General features: G+C 71.1%; 13 protein-coding genes. 1 reads left to right on the top strand and 12 read right to left on the bottom strand.

The annotated features are described in order from the left end of the window. The first annotated feature begins 6 nt into the window (after positions 1-6). Positions 7-720 (top strand): MadR family response regulator transcription factor, encoded by a 714-nt coding sequence (locus ABT304_RS18810; RefSeq protein ID WP_350717447.1) that lies wholly within the window; start codon positions 7-9, stop codon positions 718-720. A 17-nt stretch (positions 721-737) separates the two neighbouring features. On the opposite strand, the gene ABT304_RS18815 is transcribed toward ABT304_RS18810, so the two are convergent. From ABT304_RS18815 to ABT304_RS18870, 12 genes are all read right to left on the bottom strand, one after another. Next, entirely contained in the window at positions 738-1,340 is a 603-nt protein-coding gene (locus tag ABT304_RS18815; RefSeq protein ID WP_350717449.1) for an acetate uptake transporter, read from the bottom strand. Between the two features lie 242 nt (positions 1,341-1,582). Then, positions 1,583-2,503, bottom strand: coding sequence for a mycofactocin oligosaccharide methyltransferase MftM (mftM, locus tag ABT304_RS18820; protein ID WP_350717450.1), 921 nt, complete (start codon positions 2,501-2,503; stop codon positions 1,583-1,585). Continuing rightward, complete coding sequence (locus ABT304_RS18825; RefSeq protein ID WP_350717452.1) at positions 2,500-4,020, bottom strand: VWA domain-containing protein; 1,521 nt, start codon at positions 4,018-4,020, stop codon at positions 2,500-2,502. The genes mftM and ABT304_RS18825 overlap by 4 nt, the downstream gene beginning before the upstream one ends. A gap of 19 nt (positions 4,021-4,039) precedes the next feature. Beyond that, positions 4,040-5,230: an AAA family ATPase gene (locus tag ABT304_RS18830; RefSeq protein ID WP_350717454.1), complete on the bottom strand. Its 1,191-nt coding sequence runs from the start codon at positions 5,228-5,230 to the stop codon at positions 4,040-4,042. 85 nt (positions 5,231-5,315) lie between these two features. Next, positions 5,316-6,608 carry an NDMA-dependent methanol dehydrogenase gene (gene mdo, locus ABT304_RS18835; RefSeq protein WP_160026054.1) on the bottom strand — a complete coding sequence of 431 codons (1,293 nt, stop codon included), beginning with the start codon at positions 6,606-6,608 and terminating at the stop codon, positions 5,316-5,318. A gap of 102 nt (positions 6,609-6,710) precedes the next feature. Next, positions 6,711-8,117 (bottom strand): mycofactocin biosynthesis glycosyltransferase MftF, encoded by a 1,407-nt coding sequence (mftF, locus tag ABT304_RS18840; RefSeq protein ID WP_350717456.1) that lies wholly within the window; start codon positions 8,115-8,117, stop codon positions 6,711-6,713. After that, positions 8,114-8,809: a mycofactocin biosynthesis peptidyl-dipeptidase MftE gene (gene mftE, locus ABT304_RS18845; RefSeq protein ID WP_350717457.1), complete on the bottom strand. Its 696-nt coding sequence runs from the start codon at positions 8,807-8,809 to the stop codon at positions 8,114-8,116. The genes mftF and mftE overlap by 4 nt, the downstream gene beginning before the upstream one ends. Further along, complete coding sequence (mftD, locus tag ABT304_RS18850; protein WP_350717459.1) at positions 8,793-9,995, bottom strand: pre-mycofactocin synthase MftD; 1,203 nt, start codon at positions 9,993-9,995, stop codon at positions 8,793-8,795. The genes mftE and mftD overlap by 17 nt, the downstream gene beginning before the upstream one ends. Then, entirely contained in the window at positions 9,992-11,236 is a 1,245-nt protein-coding gene (gene mftC, locus ABT304_RS18855; protein WP_350717460.1) for a mycofactocin radical SAM maturase, read from the bottom strand. The genes mftD and mftC overlap by 4 nt, the downstream gene beginning before the upstream one ends. Next, the gene (gene mftB / locus ABT304_RS18860; RefSeq protein ID WP_141802063.1) at positions 11,233-11,517 is read right to left on the bottom strand and encodes a mycofactocin biosynthesis chaperone MftB; all 285 of its coding nucleotides are present in this window, start codon (positions 11,515-11,517) and stop codon (positions 11,233-11,235) included. The genes mftC and mftB overlap by 4 nt, the downstream gene beginning before the upstream one ends. After that, positions 11,517-11,621, bottom strand: coding sequence for a mycofactocin precursor MftA (gene mftA / locus ABT304_RS18865; RefSeq protein ID WP_008355686.1), 105 nt, complete (start codon positions 11,619-11,621; stop codon positions 11,517-11,519). Before mftA ends, mftB begins: the two co-directional genes overlap by 1 nt. Before the next feature lie 89 nt (positions 11,622-11,710). Continuing rightward, on the bottom strand, positions 11,711-12,640 hold the full coding sequence (locus tag ABT304_RS18870; RefSeq protein ID WP_350717463.1) for a 2-hydroxyacid dehydrogenase: 930 nt from the start codon (positions 12,638-12,640) through the stop codon (positions 11,711-11,713). Positions 12,641-12,646 lie beyond the last annotated feature (6 nt).

The following is a 12,646-nucleotide window of genomic DNA, read 5'->3' on the forward strand; positions in this document are numbered from 1 at the left end:
GAACCCATGAACACGCTCAGCCCACCCCTGGCGGCCCCGGCCCAGGCCGCGGCCCAGACCGGGGCACAGACCGGGGCCACAGCAGGCATCGACGTACTGCTGGTCGATGATCACGCGATCGTCCGTCAGGGTCTGCGCTCGATCCTCGAGCGCGAGCCCGGCCTCCGGGTCGTCGCGGAGGCGGCGACGGCGGCCGAGGCGCTGGCCCGGGTCAACAGCGCTCGCCCGGACATCGTGCTCCTCGACCTCAAGCTCTCCTCGTCCTCGGACGCCGAGGGGCTCGAGCTGTGCGCCGCGCTGACTCAGCGGCACCCGGAGGCGCTGATCCTCGTGCTGACGACGTTCCTGGACGAGCAGCTGGTGATGCAGGCGATCCGCGCCGGCGCCCGCGGCTATGTCGTCAAGGACGTCGACACCACCGGGCTGGTCCGCGCCATCCGGGACGTCGCGAGCGGCGGGAGCGCCTTCGACGCGCGTTCCGCGGCGGCGATGATCCGTGGCGTGAACATGCCGGTGACCAGCGACGACTCCGAGCTCACCGCCCGCGAGCTGGAGGTGCTGGAGCTGCTCGCGCACGGGCTGTCGAACCGTGCCATCGGCCACCGGCTCTACATCTCCGACACCACCGCCAAGTTCCACGTGGGCAACATCCTGCGGAAGCTGGGCGTCAGCCGCCGGGCCGAGGCGGTGTACGAGGCGTCCAAGCTCGGCCTCCTCTGACCCGGCGGCCGGAGACGTCACGGCACCGGCAGGACGGTGCGGTCCCAGGTCGTATTCACGATGATCGCGGCGGAGGCGTAGAGCGCCACCAGGGCGTCCAGGATCAGCACGTAGCCGGCCGTCCGGCCGAGAGCGGCGCTGCCGAGAAACGACCCGAAGGCCGCCAGGTAGAAGACCCCGGCCAGGAGCACGAAGATCACGATCGTGGTGGTGTTGGTGCGGAGCGCGGCCAGCAGCATGTAGGTCGTGAACACCGCCCAGGCCAGCAGGAACATCCCCGTGATCGCGGCCCCGCCTGCGGTCACCATCGGGCCGTAGAACTGCACGAGCAGGGCGTAGGAGAGCCAGAACCCGGCGTACGCGGTGAACACCAGGGCCGGGAACGTCTCGCCCCGCCGGAAGTGGACCAGGCCGGCCACGAGCTCCGTCGCGAAGCCCAGGGCCAGCGCGAGGGGCAGGACAGCGGGCAGGGCGGCCGCGTCCACGATCCCCGACATCACGGTGGACAGGACGAGGGCCGAGATCCCGAAGCTGGCCAGTCCGAGCGGGAACGGGTCGCCCCACGTCGTCGGTGCGGCGCCTGGGATGGTCTCTACTGCGTCGATGGATGTGTTCGTCATCGGTTCCTCCAAGGGTTCAACCGTCGTCCGGCTGGGCCACGGTTCTCACAAAGTAGTGACGTACGACACACCGACGGACCCGCCGAGCGGGCGGTAGCGCACCTGCCCGCGGGTAGCCCTCCGGCGCGGTTGCGTGCGGTCGACGGACAGGTCGGACCGGCCCTTGACCAGGCCTGACGCGGCGCCGGGAGGACGACGGCTCGTCCGCGTCGCCGACGGACAGGTCGCCACCGGAGAGGCGATCAGCGGTCGGTGTCGATGACGAGCCAGCCACCGTGGTGCTCGACGACCCGGTGCGGGTGTCCCGAGGCCGCGCCCCAGGCGGCGAGGTCGTCGAGCGAGACCGTCCGGACGTGTCCCCAGGTCTCGTCGGGCTCGTCCTCGAGGGGTACGGCGATCACCACCCGGCGTCGCGCCACCCGGATCGCCTCCGCGACCGCCCGGTCGCCGAGATCCGGCTCGATGTGCTCGAGGAGGTGGATCAGCAGCACGTTGTCAGCGGCCCCGTCCGACCACGGCAGCCGGGTGGCGTCGGCGGCTCGCGTCGCCAGCGGCACTCCCAGCCCGGCCGCCGCGGCGCTGAGCAGCGTCACGGTGCCGGCGGAGAGATCGGAGGCGGTCACGTCCCGTCCCGCGGAGGCCAGCCGCAGCGAGAGGAACCCGAAGCAGCAGCCGACCTCGAGGACCGAGCCGGGCGCCAGCTGCTGCTCGACGAAGCGGTAGACGGGGGCGTACTCGGCGACGGTTCCGTGAGCCGGGGCGGCGGGACCGGGCCGGTGCAGTGCCTGCTCCACGCGGCGCAGCGTGTTGCGGTAGAACGCCGCCCACGCCTGCACCGGGTCCTGAGCGCTGCTGACCACGACCCCGGTGAAGAGCCGCTCGAAGAGGTCTGGACCGCGCAGCCAACCGGGCTGGAACAGCTCCTCGGCCAGCAGACCCGAGAGGTCGTCGTCGATCTGGTCCGTACGCAGGCAGTGGATCAGATGGACCTGGTGGCCTTCACGGTGCACGTCGAAGTGGCGGGTGCGGATCGTCCCGAGATGACGCCGCGGGCGCGGACCCTGCCAGGCCCGGACGCTGACGAGCTCGTCGCGGTAGACCCCGGCCTCGGGGCCGGGTCGCAGCGCGTCGATCACGTCCAGCTCGCCGGGCGGCGTGGTCATCGGCCGACCGACATCGTCTGGGTGACGTTGTCCAGGCCGCGCAGATTGCGGACGACCTGGACCTTGTCGCACCACTCGGCGTACTCCGGCAGGTCACAGCCCCCGAGCGCCCAGGAGTAGCGCGGCTCGGGGGTGAGCCAGATCGTCGACCGGGCGCGCCGGGTGAGCTCCTCGAAGGCGGCGAAGCCCGGATCCTTGCCGTTGCCGCGGCCGTCGCCGAGGATCACCAGGGTGGTCCGCCGGTTCACCGCCGAGCCGAACTGCTCGAGGAACTGCTCGAACGAGGCCCCGTAGTTCGAGTCCGCGTCCACGTCGAGCACCCCGCCGGCCGGCAGGCCCGCCAGCACCAGGGACAGCGCGTCCTCGATCCGGTGCTCGGCGAACAGGTCGGTGATCTCGACCAGGTCCTTCACGAACGCGAACGACCGCACGGAGGTGGCCACCGACTGCAGGCTGTGCAGCAGGTGCAGCGTGAAGCGGGCGGTGGAGCGTACGGACAGGGAGACGTCGCAGAGGACGAGCAGCCGTGGCCGGTCGTGCGCCTTGGCGACGGTGACCGGGCGGAACGGCACCCCGTCGTACTTCATGTTGGTGCGCATCGTCCGCCGGCCGTCGACGATGCCACGGGCGGCGACCGTACGCCGCGGGCGGGGCGCTCCGTGGAGCTTCCTGAGCAGCCTCCGCAGCGACTCCTCCAGTGCGGCCCGGTCGTGCTCAGCCACGGTCTCGGCCTGCGCCGCCTGGATCTCCCGCGACTCGATCTCGCGCTCCATGCTCATCAGCCGCTCGAGGTGGTCGCGGATCCGCTCGGGCAGCGTGGCCAGCCACGGGGAGAGCGCCTTGCGGAGCTCCGCCAGGGCATCGTCGTCATCGATGCCGCTGTCGGGTTCGCGTTCCTCGAGCCAGCTCAGCAGGGCGATCTCCTCCTGCACCGACAGCTCGGTGTCGAGCTGCATCCCGCCGTCCTGGATCAGCTCGCCCGGGTTGCCCGGGTTGTGCATCCGGCTGGTCGAGAGCTGGACCCGCGCTGCCTCCCCGGGGCTCGACTTGGGGTCGTTGGAGAGGACGATCTCGTCGGTGAGCGCGGCGATGTCGATCTTGTTCGCCTCCTGGTGGAGGTTGTAGCGCTGCGCCATGTCCTCGGGCTTGAAGTACTCCTTGATGTCGTCCGGCTTGCCGTGGCTGTGCCCGTCCTCGGGCACCTCGCCCGGCTCCTCGGAGAGCGTGAAGTCGGTGAGCTCGCCGTCGTCGGACAGGTCGTCGTGGCTGTGCCCGTGCTCGTCCGCGTCCTCGACGACCGGGCGCAGCCCGAAGAACCGGTCGAAGACCAGGTCGAAGGTGGCCAGGTCGCGACGGTCCTTCACCAGGCTCGCGGTCAGCGCGGCGTGGAGCAGGTGGCGCTGCTCGAGCACCCCGGGCTGGGCGACCGCGTGCATCGCGTCGATCACCTCGGCGGTGCTCACGCGTACGCCGTAGAGCCGGAGCAGCCGGATGAAGCGGTGGAGTGCGGTCTCCATGTCGGGCCCCGATCCCGGCTCAGACCGGACGCTTGCGGGCCGACGGGAACGCCCGGCTGCCCTGGCTGGTGGACACCGAAGGTGCCGTACGCGGCCCTGTGCCGCCGGCTCCGCCGTAGTAGCCGGCGTTGTGCCGGCCGGGCTGGTCCTTCGCCTTCCGCTCGGCACGGCCGTCGACGTCGTCATCGCTCGGGCCGTCGGCCGGGGCGTGGGAGTGCCCGTGACCATGGCCATGCCCGTGGCCGTGGCCGTGCAGGTGGTCGGGGACCTCGGCGTTCGGGTCGACCAGCCGCGGCAGCGCCTCCATCACCCGCTTGAGGTCGCGCTCGTACTTCACCACCACGTTGAGGGTCGTGGAGAGCGCGTCGGCGGTGAGCTCCTCGACGCCGAGCACCGCCAGCGTCCGGGCCCAGTCGACGGTCTCGGAGATGCTGGGCGCCTTGCGCAGCTCCAGCTCGCGGATGCCCCGGACGATGTCGACGAGGCGCGCGGCGAGCGAGTCGGCGAGCCCGGTCTCCTTGGACCGGATGATCTCCAGCTCACGGGCCGCGTCGGGATAGTCGAGGAAGAGATGGAGGCACCGGCGCTTGAGCGCGGCGGAGAGGTCGCGAGTGTTGTTCGAGGTCAGGACGACGTACGGCATCGTCCTTGCGGTCACGGTGCCGATCTCGGGGATGGAGATCTGGAACTCCGCGAGCAGCTCGAGCAGCACCGCCTCCAAGGCCTCGTCGGCCCGGTCGACCTCGTCGATGAGGAGCACCACCGGGGTGTCGGAGTCGATCGCCTCGAGCAGCGGCCGCGCGGCCAGGAACCGCTGGGAGAAGAACACCGAGTCCTGCTTGGCGATCCTCTCAACGGCCTCGTTCAGGTCGGCGGCGTCCTCGACGACCTGGCCGATCTTCTCGCGCAGGATCTGGGTGTAGAGCAGCTGCTTGCCGTAGTCCCACTCGTAGAGCGCCTTGGTCTCGTCCTGGCCCTCGTAGCACTGCAGCCGGATCAGGCGCCGTCCGGTCGCGGCGGCCAGGCTCTCGGCCAGCTGGGTCTTGCCGACGCCGGCCGGGCCCTCGAGCAGGACCGGCTTCTCCAGCCGGGTCTGCAGGAAGACCGTGGTGGCGAGCCGGTCGTCGGCGAGGTAGCCGCACGTCGCCAGCTGGGCGCGGGTGTTCTCGACGTCGGTGAAGCCCTGGATCGGTTCGGTGGTGGTCGACACGTGCACTCCTCGAGGTGGTGGGTGGGGCCGAGGTGGCGGGCCCGGTCGCCGGGCCCGCCACGCTGGGATCGATCAGACGGATCGATCAGCCGAGCAGGTCGTCCAGGTCGCCGTTCAGGCAGTGGTCGACCACCGGACGTACGGTCTCGAACGTGCACTCCTTGGCGTTGCCCGGCGTGCAGGCGTCACCCAGGACGTGGTTGGTGATCCGGTCGACGTCGGTGTCGTCGCCGACGATCTCCTTGGCGTTCTCGTAGTACGCGGTCGGCCCCTGGCCGAGCCGGTTCTTCGAGTACGTGTCCTGCTTGACGTCGACGAACCGTTCGGTGATGCCGACGTCGCGCAGCAGCCGGATGGCCGCGGCGAGCGCCGCGTCGGCGGCCTGCACGTCGGTCATCCCGTGGGTGTCGACGCCCATCGCGCGGGCGATGTCGGCGAACCGCTTGTAGTGCGTGGGCATGTTGAACGCCCACACCCGCGGCAGCGCGATCGCGTTGTTGAGGCCGTGGTGGGTGTCGTAGAACGCGCTGATGGCGTGGCTGATCGAGTGGATGATGCCGAGGCCGCCGGAGTTGAACGCCTGAGCGGCGATGTACTGGGCGTACATCATCCCCTCGCGGCCGCCGAGGTCCTGGCCGTTCCAGACCGCCTGCCGCAGGTTCTCCGAGGTCAGCTTGATCGCGTGCAGCGCGTTGCCGAGCGAGGGCTGGAAGTTGATCCGGGAGACGTACGGCTCGCTGGCGTGGGCCAGGACGTCGAAACCGCACTGCGCGGTGTAGTCGACCGGGCAGTCGAAGTAGAGCACCGGGTCGTCGATCGCCAGGCTGGCCACCGAGGCGTCGTCGAAGGCGACGTACTTGTGCGGGTTGTCCGGGTCGGTGGTGGTGTCGGTGATGACGTACGCCCAGGACGTCTCGGACCCGGTGCCGGCCGTCGTCGAGACGGCGATGTGCGGCGGGTTCTTCGGGTTCTCGGACATGTTGAAGCCCTCGAACTCGTTGACGTTACGGCCGTCGTGGGCGACCGAGATGCGCGCACCCTTGCAGGCGTCGTGCGACGAGCCGCCGCCGATGGAGACGAACGAGTCGCACTCGTTCTCCTGGTAGAGCTTCACCGAGTCCATGACGTTGTAGTCCTTGGGGTTGGACTCGACCTTGTCGTACACGACGACCTCGAGGCCGTGGTACTTCATCGACTCGACGATCTTGGTGACGATGTCCGTGCCGCGCAGGCCGGACGTCATCACGAGGGTCTTGCGGAAGCCCATCTTCAGAGCCTCGGGCCCGATCATCTCGTGAGCGCCGGGGCCCATGAGGGCTCGAGGGAACGGGTGGAACTCCTTGATGGGGAAGGGCTTGAGTAGTTCGTCGACCTGCATGGCAAACCTCCGGTTGGTGTGTGACGCTCAGCACATTAGGTACGCCGACAGAGCCGCGAACAGGCGAGGAACGGGAAACAGCCCGGCCCGGGAGGGGCCTACCTACCCGTTGGGAGAGGTGCCTCCCTGGCCGGTCTTCTGGCCGGGTCGGCGCGGCAGCAGACAGGTCACCGAACGTGCTCTGATCGCGCCGGCCCAGAGCCCTGCGCCGTACGCCAGGTCGTCCAGCCGCCGGGCCAGCGGGCGGTATCTCGTGCCGGGGTTGTCGACCTGGGCGACGATCACGTCGACGACCAACGAGGCCGCCAGGGCGCGCCTCAGGAGCCTGCTGTGCGGAGCGAGGAGCGCGGTCAGCGGCCACCAGTGCCGCAACAGCAGCGCGGCCTCCTGGCGGACCGTCCAGCCGAGGCCCTGGGCGCAGAGCTGGACCGCGAGCCGGTCCCGTCCCGGCGTCTCCGGCAGCCGTCGGCGCAGCGAGAGGACGCCGTAGGCCATTCCGGCGGCGGCGACCGGGATCGACCACCGGCGGTGCACCATCAGCGCGGCCGCGGTGGCAGCCATGCTGGCGGTCATCACCGCCGGCGCGCCCTTGCGGCCGTGCCGGACGGCGAGGTCGGCGCCGCCGGTCCCGTAGAGGTACTTGCGGCCCAACCAGCCGCGGATCGTGGTGCGGGTGTCGTGCCAGGCCACCTGGTCCGGGTCGTAGCGGACGACCTCGCCGGCCTCGACCAGCCGCCACACCAGGTCGACGTCCTCACCCACCCGCATCGACTCCTCGAAGCCCTGGCCGAGCCGGGACGTACGTCCGACCAGGCAGGCGCTGGGCAGCCAGCCCACCGCGGCGCCGGGGCGGACCACGCAGGCCCGGGTGCCGAGCGCGAGCGAGGAGTCGTCCTCGTCGAAGCGCTCGAACCACCGTGGTGTCCGGCTGCGGGCGCGGCTGCGGACCAGCGGTGCCACCAGCGCGACCCGGCTGTCGGCGAAGTGGCGGGAGAGGTCCAGCAGCGTGCGCGCCTCGACCGTGACGTCGGAGTCGACGAAGGCGACGTACGGCGTGCGGACGGCCCGCAGGCCGGCGTTGCGCGCGCCGGCCGGGCCGAGGTTCTCCGGCAGTCGGATGATGCGCGCCCCGTGGCGGCGGGCGACCTTCTCGACCGCGTCGGGATCGTGGGAGTCGTCGTCGACGACGATGCGTTCGAGACCGGTCAACGGGCCGAGAGCACGGTCGAGCTGGTCGGGGCGGTCGCGCACCGGGATCACGACGGTGAGCTGGGCCGGGTCCACCCCGGGGCCGCTGAGCACGGGATCGGCCAGGTTGCCGTCGACGAGCCTGGCCGCGAGCGCCTCGGTGGCCGCGTCGACCACCGTGATCTCGCCGTCGTCGAGACGGGCCAGTGCGGCATCGGTGAGTCGGACGGCACGCAGCGGCGAGCCACCGACCAGCAACCGCCGGTCGATGCGGCGTACGTCCTCCCGGACTCGGACCCGGAAGCCGGTCGGGAATCTCACCCCACTGCCACGCCGCCGGGAGCCAGCACGTCCATCGTGGTCTGCTCGATCATCAGGGTGAGCGCCTCGGCTCCCTGCGCCGCGGTGGCGCCGGTCGGGTCGCCGAGCACGCCGTTGGCGGAGACCGCCGCGACCCCGCCCGCCCGCATCGCCGGGAGGATCTCCGCGAGCGGCCGGGTGTCGCCGGGCTCGGCCAGGTCCATGCGTACGGCCTCGGGCCGCAGGTGCAGCATCAGGGACGTCTCGGTGCGGCCCGCGTGCAGGTCGAACTCCTCGGTGCGGCACGGCAGCCAGCACGCGGGCTGCCGCTCGAAGGTGAGCTGGTTGACCGCGCTGGTCAGTGCGGCGGCGTTGCCGCCGTGGCCGTTGACCAGCACCACCCGTTCGGCCCAGGTGCGGGCCGAACGGACGAGCTCGACGACGACCAGATGGAGCGCATCGCTCCCGATCGACACCGTGCCGGGGAACGACTGGTGCTCGCCGCTGGAGCCGATCGCGATCGGCGGCGCCACCCAGCTCTGGACACCCTGCTCCGCGAGCCGTTCGGCCACCCCCTGCGTGACCGCGGCCGCGATGGTGGTGTCGGTGTCGAACGGCAGATGCGGTCCGTGCTGCTCCAGCGAGCCGACGGGCACCAGCAGGACCGTGCCCATGCCCACCTCAGGCCAGGTGGCGTCAGCCAGCGTGGACATGGAAGCCGTCCGGGACGATCAGGCGCTCCGGGCTCAGCTCGGCGACCGACCCGACCGCGAGCCCCCGCAGCGCCGAGTCGATGCCACCGCTGAGCACGTCGAGGACGTTCTCGACCCCGGCCTGGCCGTTGGCGGCCAGACCCCACAGGTAGGCCCGGCCTATCAGCACCGCCTTCGCCCCGAGCGCGAGCGCCTTGACGACGTCGGAGCCGCGGCGTACACCTCCGTCCATCACCACGTCGACCTGGTCCCCGACGCGGTCGGCGATCGGCTTGACCATCCTGATCGCGGCCGGGGTGCCGTCGAGGTTGTTCCCGCCGTGGTTGGACACCGAGATGCCCGCGACCCCGGCGTCGACCGCGCGGAGCGCGTCGTCGACCCGGCACACGCCCTTCAGCACGAACGGCGTGCCACTGATCTGGTGCCACTGCTCGCGCATCCAGACGACGTCGTCCCAGCTCGGCGGCGGGGTGGTCATCCACTCGTAGTAGGCCCCGAAGAACGTCGGCGCGCTGCCGCCAGGCGGGGCGAGGTTCGGCGCGGTGAGGTCCGGGAAGGAGCCCGTACGCCCGAACTGCCACGCCCACCGGGGCCGGGCCGCCACCTGCGGCGCCAGCCGCAGCATCGTCCGCAGGTCGACCTTCTCCGGGATCTCTGGGCTGCCCCAGTCTCGGCCGATCGAGAAGGACCAGTCGAGGGTGGCGATCAGGCCCTGGGCACCGGCGGCGTGCGCCCGCTGCATGCGCTGGATCATCGTGTCGCGGTCGCCGGTCCAGTACATCTGGAAGAACGTGGTGGCACCGGTCGCCGCCACCTCCTCCACCGACCGCGAGGCGAAGTTGGACAGGCCCATGATGGTGCCGCGGGCCGCGGCGGCGCGGGCGACCGCGACCTCCCCGTCGGGATGCACGGCCTGGACGCCGGTCGGGCTGATCAGGACCGGCAGCGGGACGGAGTGGCCGAAGACGGTCGTGCCCAGGTCGCGCTTGGCGTGCTGTCCGACGACGTGGGGCGCCCAGCCGAGCTCGGCGAAGGCGGCCTGGTTGTTGGTCATGCTCTGGCCGCGCTCGGAGCCGGCGACCAGCGCGCCGTAGACCGGCTTGGGCAGCCGGCGCCGGGCTCGTTCCTGGGCCACCGCGACCGACTCGAACCACGGGTTCTTCTTCCAGGGGTTCTCGAGCTTCATGACAGGTCACCTCCGGCGAGCGGGTCTTCGTTGCAGGCGGAGACGGGGCGCCGCCTAGTGGCACCGAGGTTGAGCAGCACCGGTGCGTTGCGGCTGGCCTGGCTGCGCGAGTGGTCCTGGCTCGCCGGCGGGACGAGCCGGTCGCCGGCGAGGGCTGATTCGCCGTAGCCCTGGACGCACTCCGGGTCCGGGCCGTCCAACGGCAGCCCGGTGAAGAACTTGGCGGCCATGCAGCCACCGCGGCAGGCGTCGAAGTGCTGACACTTCGTGCAGGCACCGCCGGTCTGCGGCGAGCGGAGCTCCTGGAAGAGCGCGGAGGTCTGCCAGACCTCCTGGAATCCGCCCTCACCGAGCAGGTTGCCGGCCAGGAACTGGTCGTGGATCGCGAACGGGCAGGCGTACACGTCGCCGATCGGGTCGATCAGGCACACCACCCGCCCGGCGCCGCACAGGTTGAGCCCGGGGAGCGACTCGCCGTACGCGGCCAGGTGGAAGAAGGAGTCGCCGGTGAGGACGTCGCTCTGCCCATTCTTGGCATGAGCCATCAGCCAGTCGTAGAGCTCGCGCTGCTGCTCGGGCAGCGGGTGCAGCTCGTCCCAGACGTCGGCGCCGCGACCCGAGGGGCGCAGCCTGGTGAGGCGCAGGGTCGCGCCGTACTCGTCGGCGATGGCCTTGAAGTCATCGAGCTGGCCGATGTTCTCCCGGGTGCAGACCACGGAGATCTTGGCGTCGGAGAAGCCTGCGTCGCGAAGGTTCCTCAACGCGAGCAGCGCGGTGTCGTACGAGCCGGCTCCGCGGACCCGGTCGTTGACCTCCGCCGTCGCGCCGTCCAGTGAGATCTGTACGTCGACGTAGTCGGTCGAGGCCAGGAAGGCGGCACGCTCGGGGGTGATCCGGAAGCCGTTGGTGGAGAACTTCACGCCGACCTGGTGGTCGACGGCGTACTCCACGAGCTCCCAGAAGTCGGGGCGGATCGTCGGCTCTCCGCCGCCGATGTTGACGTAGAAGATCTGCATGCGCTGCAGCTCGTCGATGACCGCCTTGCACTGCTCGGTGCTGAGCTCGCGCGGGTCGCGCCGGCCCGAGCTCGACAGGCAATGGGCGCACTCGAGGTTGCAGGCGTACGTCAGCTCCCAGGTCAGACAGATCGGGGCGTCGAGGCCGAACTCGAACTGCTCGACGAGGCTGCCGCCTGCGGGACGGCCCTGGGGAGTGATGGGGCGTTCTGGTGCGAGGGTCACACTGCCTCCTCATGGCGGGGGCGGATCATGTCGGTCTCGGCGAGGGCGCGGAGCGCCGCCGCGTACGCGTCGTGCTGCTCCGGCGGTATGCCGGCCGCGTCGAGCGCGCTGCCGAGACGGGGGTGCTGCTCGAGGAGCCGGACCACCTCGACCAGCTCCGGCCGCTTGAGGAAGGTCAGCTTCCGGTTGCCGAAGTGGTAGGCGAGGGCCCCGAAGGGCTCAGGACGCAGCGCCACCGAGGGCGAGAGTGTCCACGGCTCCTCGAGCATGCGATCGGGCATCAGTAGACGCCGCACATTCCGTCGATCGAGACCTCCTCGATGAGGTCCTCGGTGGCGACGTCGCTGGCGATGTCGACCGGGTTCGACTCGTTCTGGGGTTCCATCTGCTGCTCCTCTCACGGGGTGACCGTTCGCACGTTAATCACGGCGTGAGCGGAGCAACCTCCCCGATCGGAGAGTCTTGCGGGCAGGATCAGAGAGGTGTGGCCGCACCCGCTCGGGGCACCACGTTGAGCAGCGGGCGGCCTTCGGCGAAGCGTCGCAGCTGCTCGGCCACCAGGCGCTCGGCGCGCGGGTAGAACGTCGCCGCGCCCCCGCCGACATGCGGGGTCACGATCGCGCCGGCCATCGACCACAGCGGGTGATCCGCCGGGAGCGGCTCGGGGTCCACGACGTCGAGCGCGGCCCGCAGGCGCCCGGTGGAGAGCTCGGCGAGGAGCGCGCCGGTCTCGAGCGTGCGGCCCCGGCCGATGTTCACCACGAGCGCGCCGTCGGGCAGCAGCGCGAGCTGCTCCGCACCGATCAGGCCGATGGTGGCGGGCTTCTCCGGGAGGGTGAGCACCACGATGTCGGCCGTGGGCAGCAGGCTCGGCAGATCGTCGACACCGTGCACCTCACGGCTGGGATCCGCCGTGGAGGCGACCCGCACGACCTCGGCCTCGCACGCGAGCAGGCGCTGCTCGAGCGCGGCCCCGATCGAGCCGTACCCGACGATCACCACCCGCGAGTCGGCCAGCGACCTGGTGTGCTCCGGCTGCCAGCGGCCGGCGTCCTGGTCGCGCACCCAGCGGGGCAGCTCCCGCTGCGCGGCCAGGATCAGGCCGAGCCCGTGCTCGGCGGCACTGGCGTCGTGCAGACCGCGCCCGTTGCACAGAGTGACCTCGGGACCGATGAGCGGGAGCACCTTCTCCACACCCGCGCTCAGGCTCTGTACGGCACGGAGCGCCGGCATCCGCGCCAGCAGATCGCGCCCCGCACTGCAGCCGTAGGGCAGGACGTAGAACGCCACGTCGGAGACGTCGGCCGGCGGCGAGCCGGTGCCGTCGAACACCTCCACCTGCAGGCCGTCGGGCCAGCCGCCCATCTGGCTCTCCAGGTGGGTCCACGGGACGAGTGCGCGCATCGAGTC

Source organism: Nocardioides sp. NPDC000445 (genome assembly GCF_040300245.1).
In the GTDB taxonomy this organism is placed as follows: Bacteria; Actinomycetota; Actinomycetes; order Propionibacteriales; family Nocardioidaceae; genus Nocardioides.

Bases quoted from the DNA above. Each gene is read 5' to 3' on its own strand.
- mdo (WP_160026054.1), bottom strand. From the start codon at position 6,608: ATGCAGGTCGACGAACTACTCAAGCCCTTCCCCATCAAGGAGTTCCAC.
- mftD (WP_350717459.1), bottom strand. From the start codon at position 9,995: ATGAAGCTCGAGAACCCCTGGAAGAAGAACCCGTGGTTCGAGTCGGTC.
- mftA (WP_008355686.1), bottom strand. From the start codon at position 11,621: ATGGAACCCCAGAACGAGTCGAACCCGGTCGACATCGCCAGCGACGTC.
- mftM (WP_350717450.1), bottom strand. From the start codon at position 2,503: ATGACCACGCCGCCCGGCGAGCTGGACGTGATCGACGCGCTGCGACCC.
- mftE (WP_350717457.1), bottom strand. From the start codon at position 8,809: ATGTCCACGCTGGCTGACGCCACCTGGCCTGAGGTGGGCATGGGCACG.
- ABT304_RS18810 (WP_350717447.1), top strand. From the start codon at position 7: ATGAACACGCTCAGCCCACCCCTGGCGGCCCCGGCCCAGGCCGCGGCC.
- ABT304_RS18870 (WP_350717463.1), bottom strand. From the start codon at position 12,640: ATGCGCGCACTCGTCCCGTGGACCCACCTGGAGAGCCAGATGGGCGGC.
- ABT304_RS18815 (WP_350717449.1), bottom strand. From the start codon at position 1,340: ATGACGAACACATCCATCGACGCAGTAGAGACCATCCCAGGCGCCGCA.
- mftB (WP_141802063.1), bottom strand. From the start codon at position 11,517: ATGCCCGATCGCATGCTCGAGGAGCCGTGGACACTCTCGCCCTCGGTG.
- ABT304_RS18825 (WP_350717452.1), bottom strand. From the start codon at position 4,020: ATGGAGACCGCACTCCACCGCTTCATCCGGCTGCTCCGGCTCTACGGC.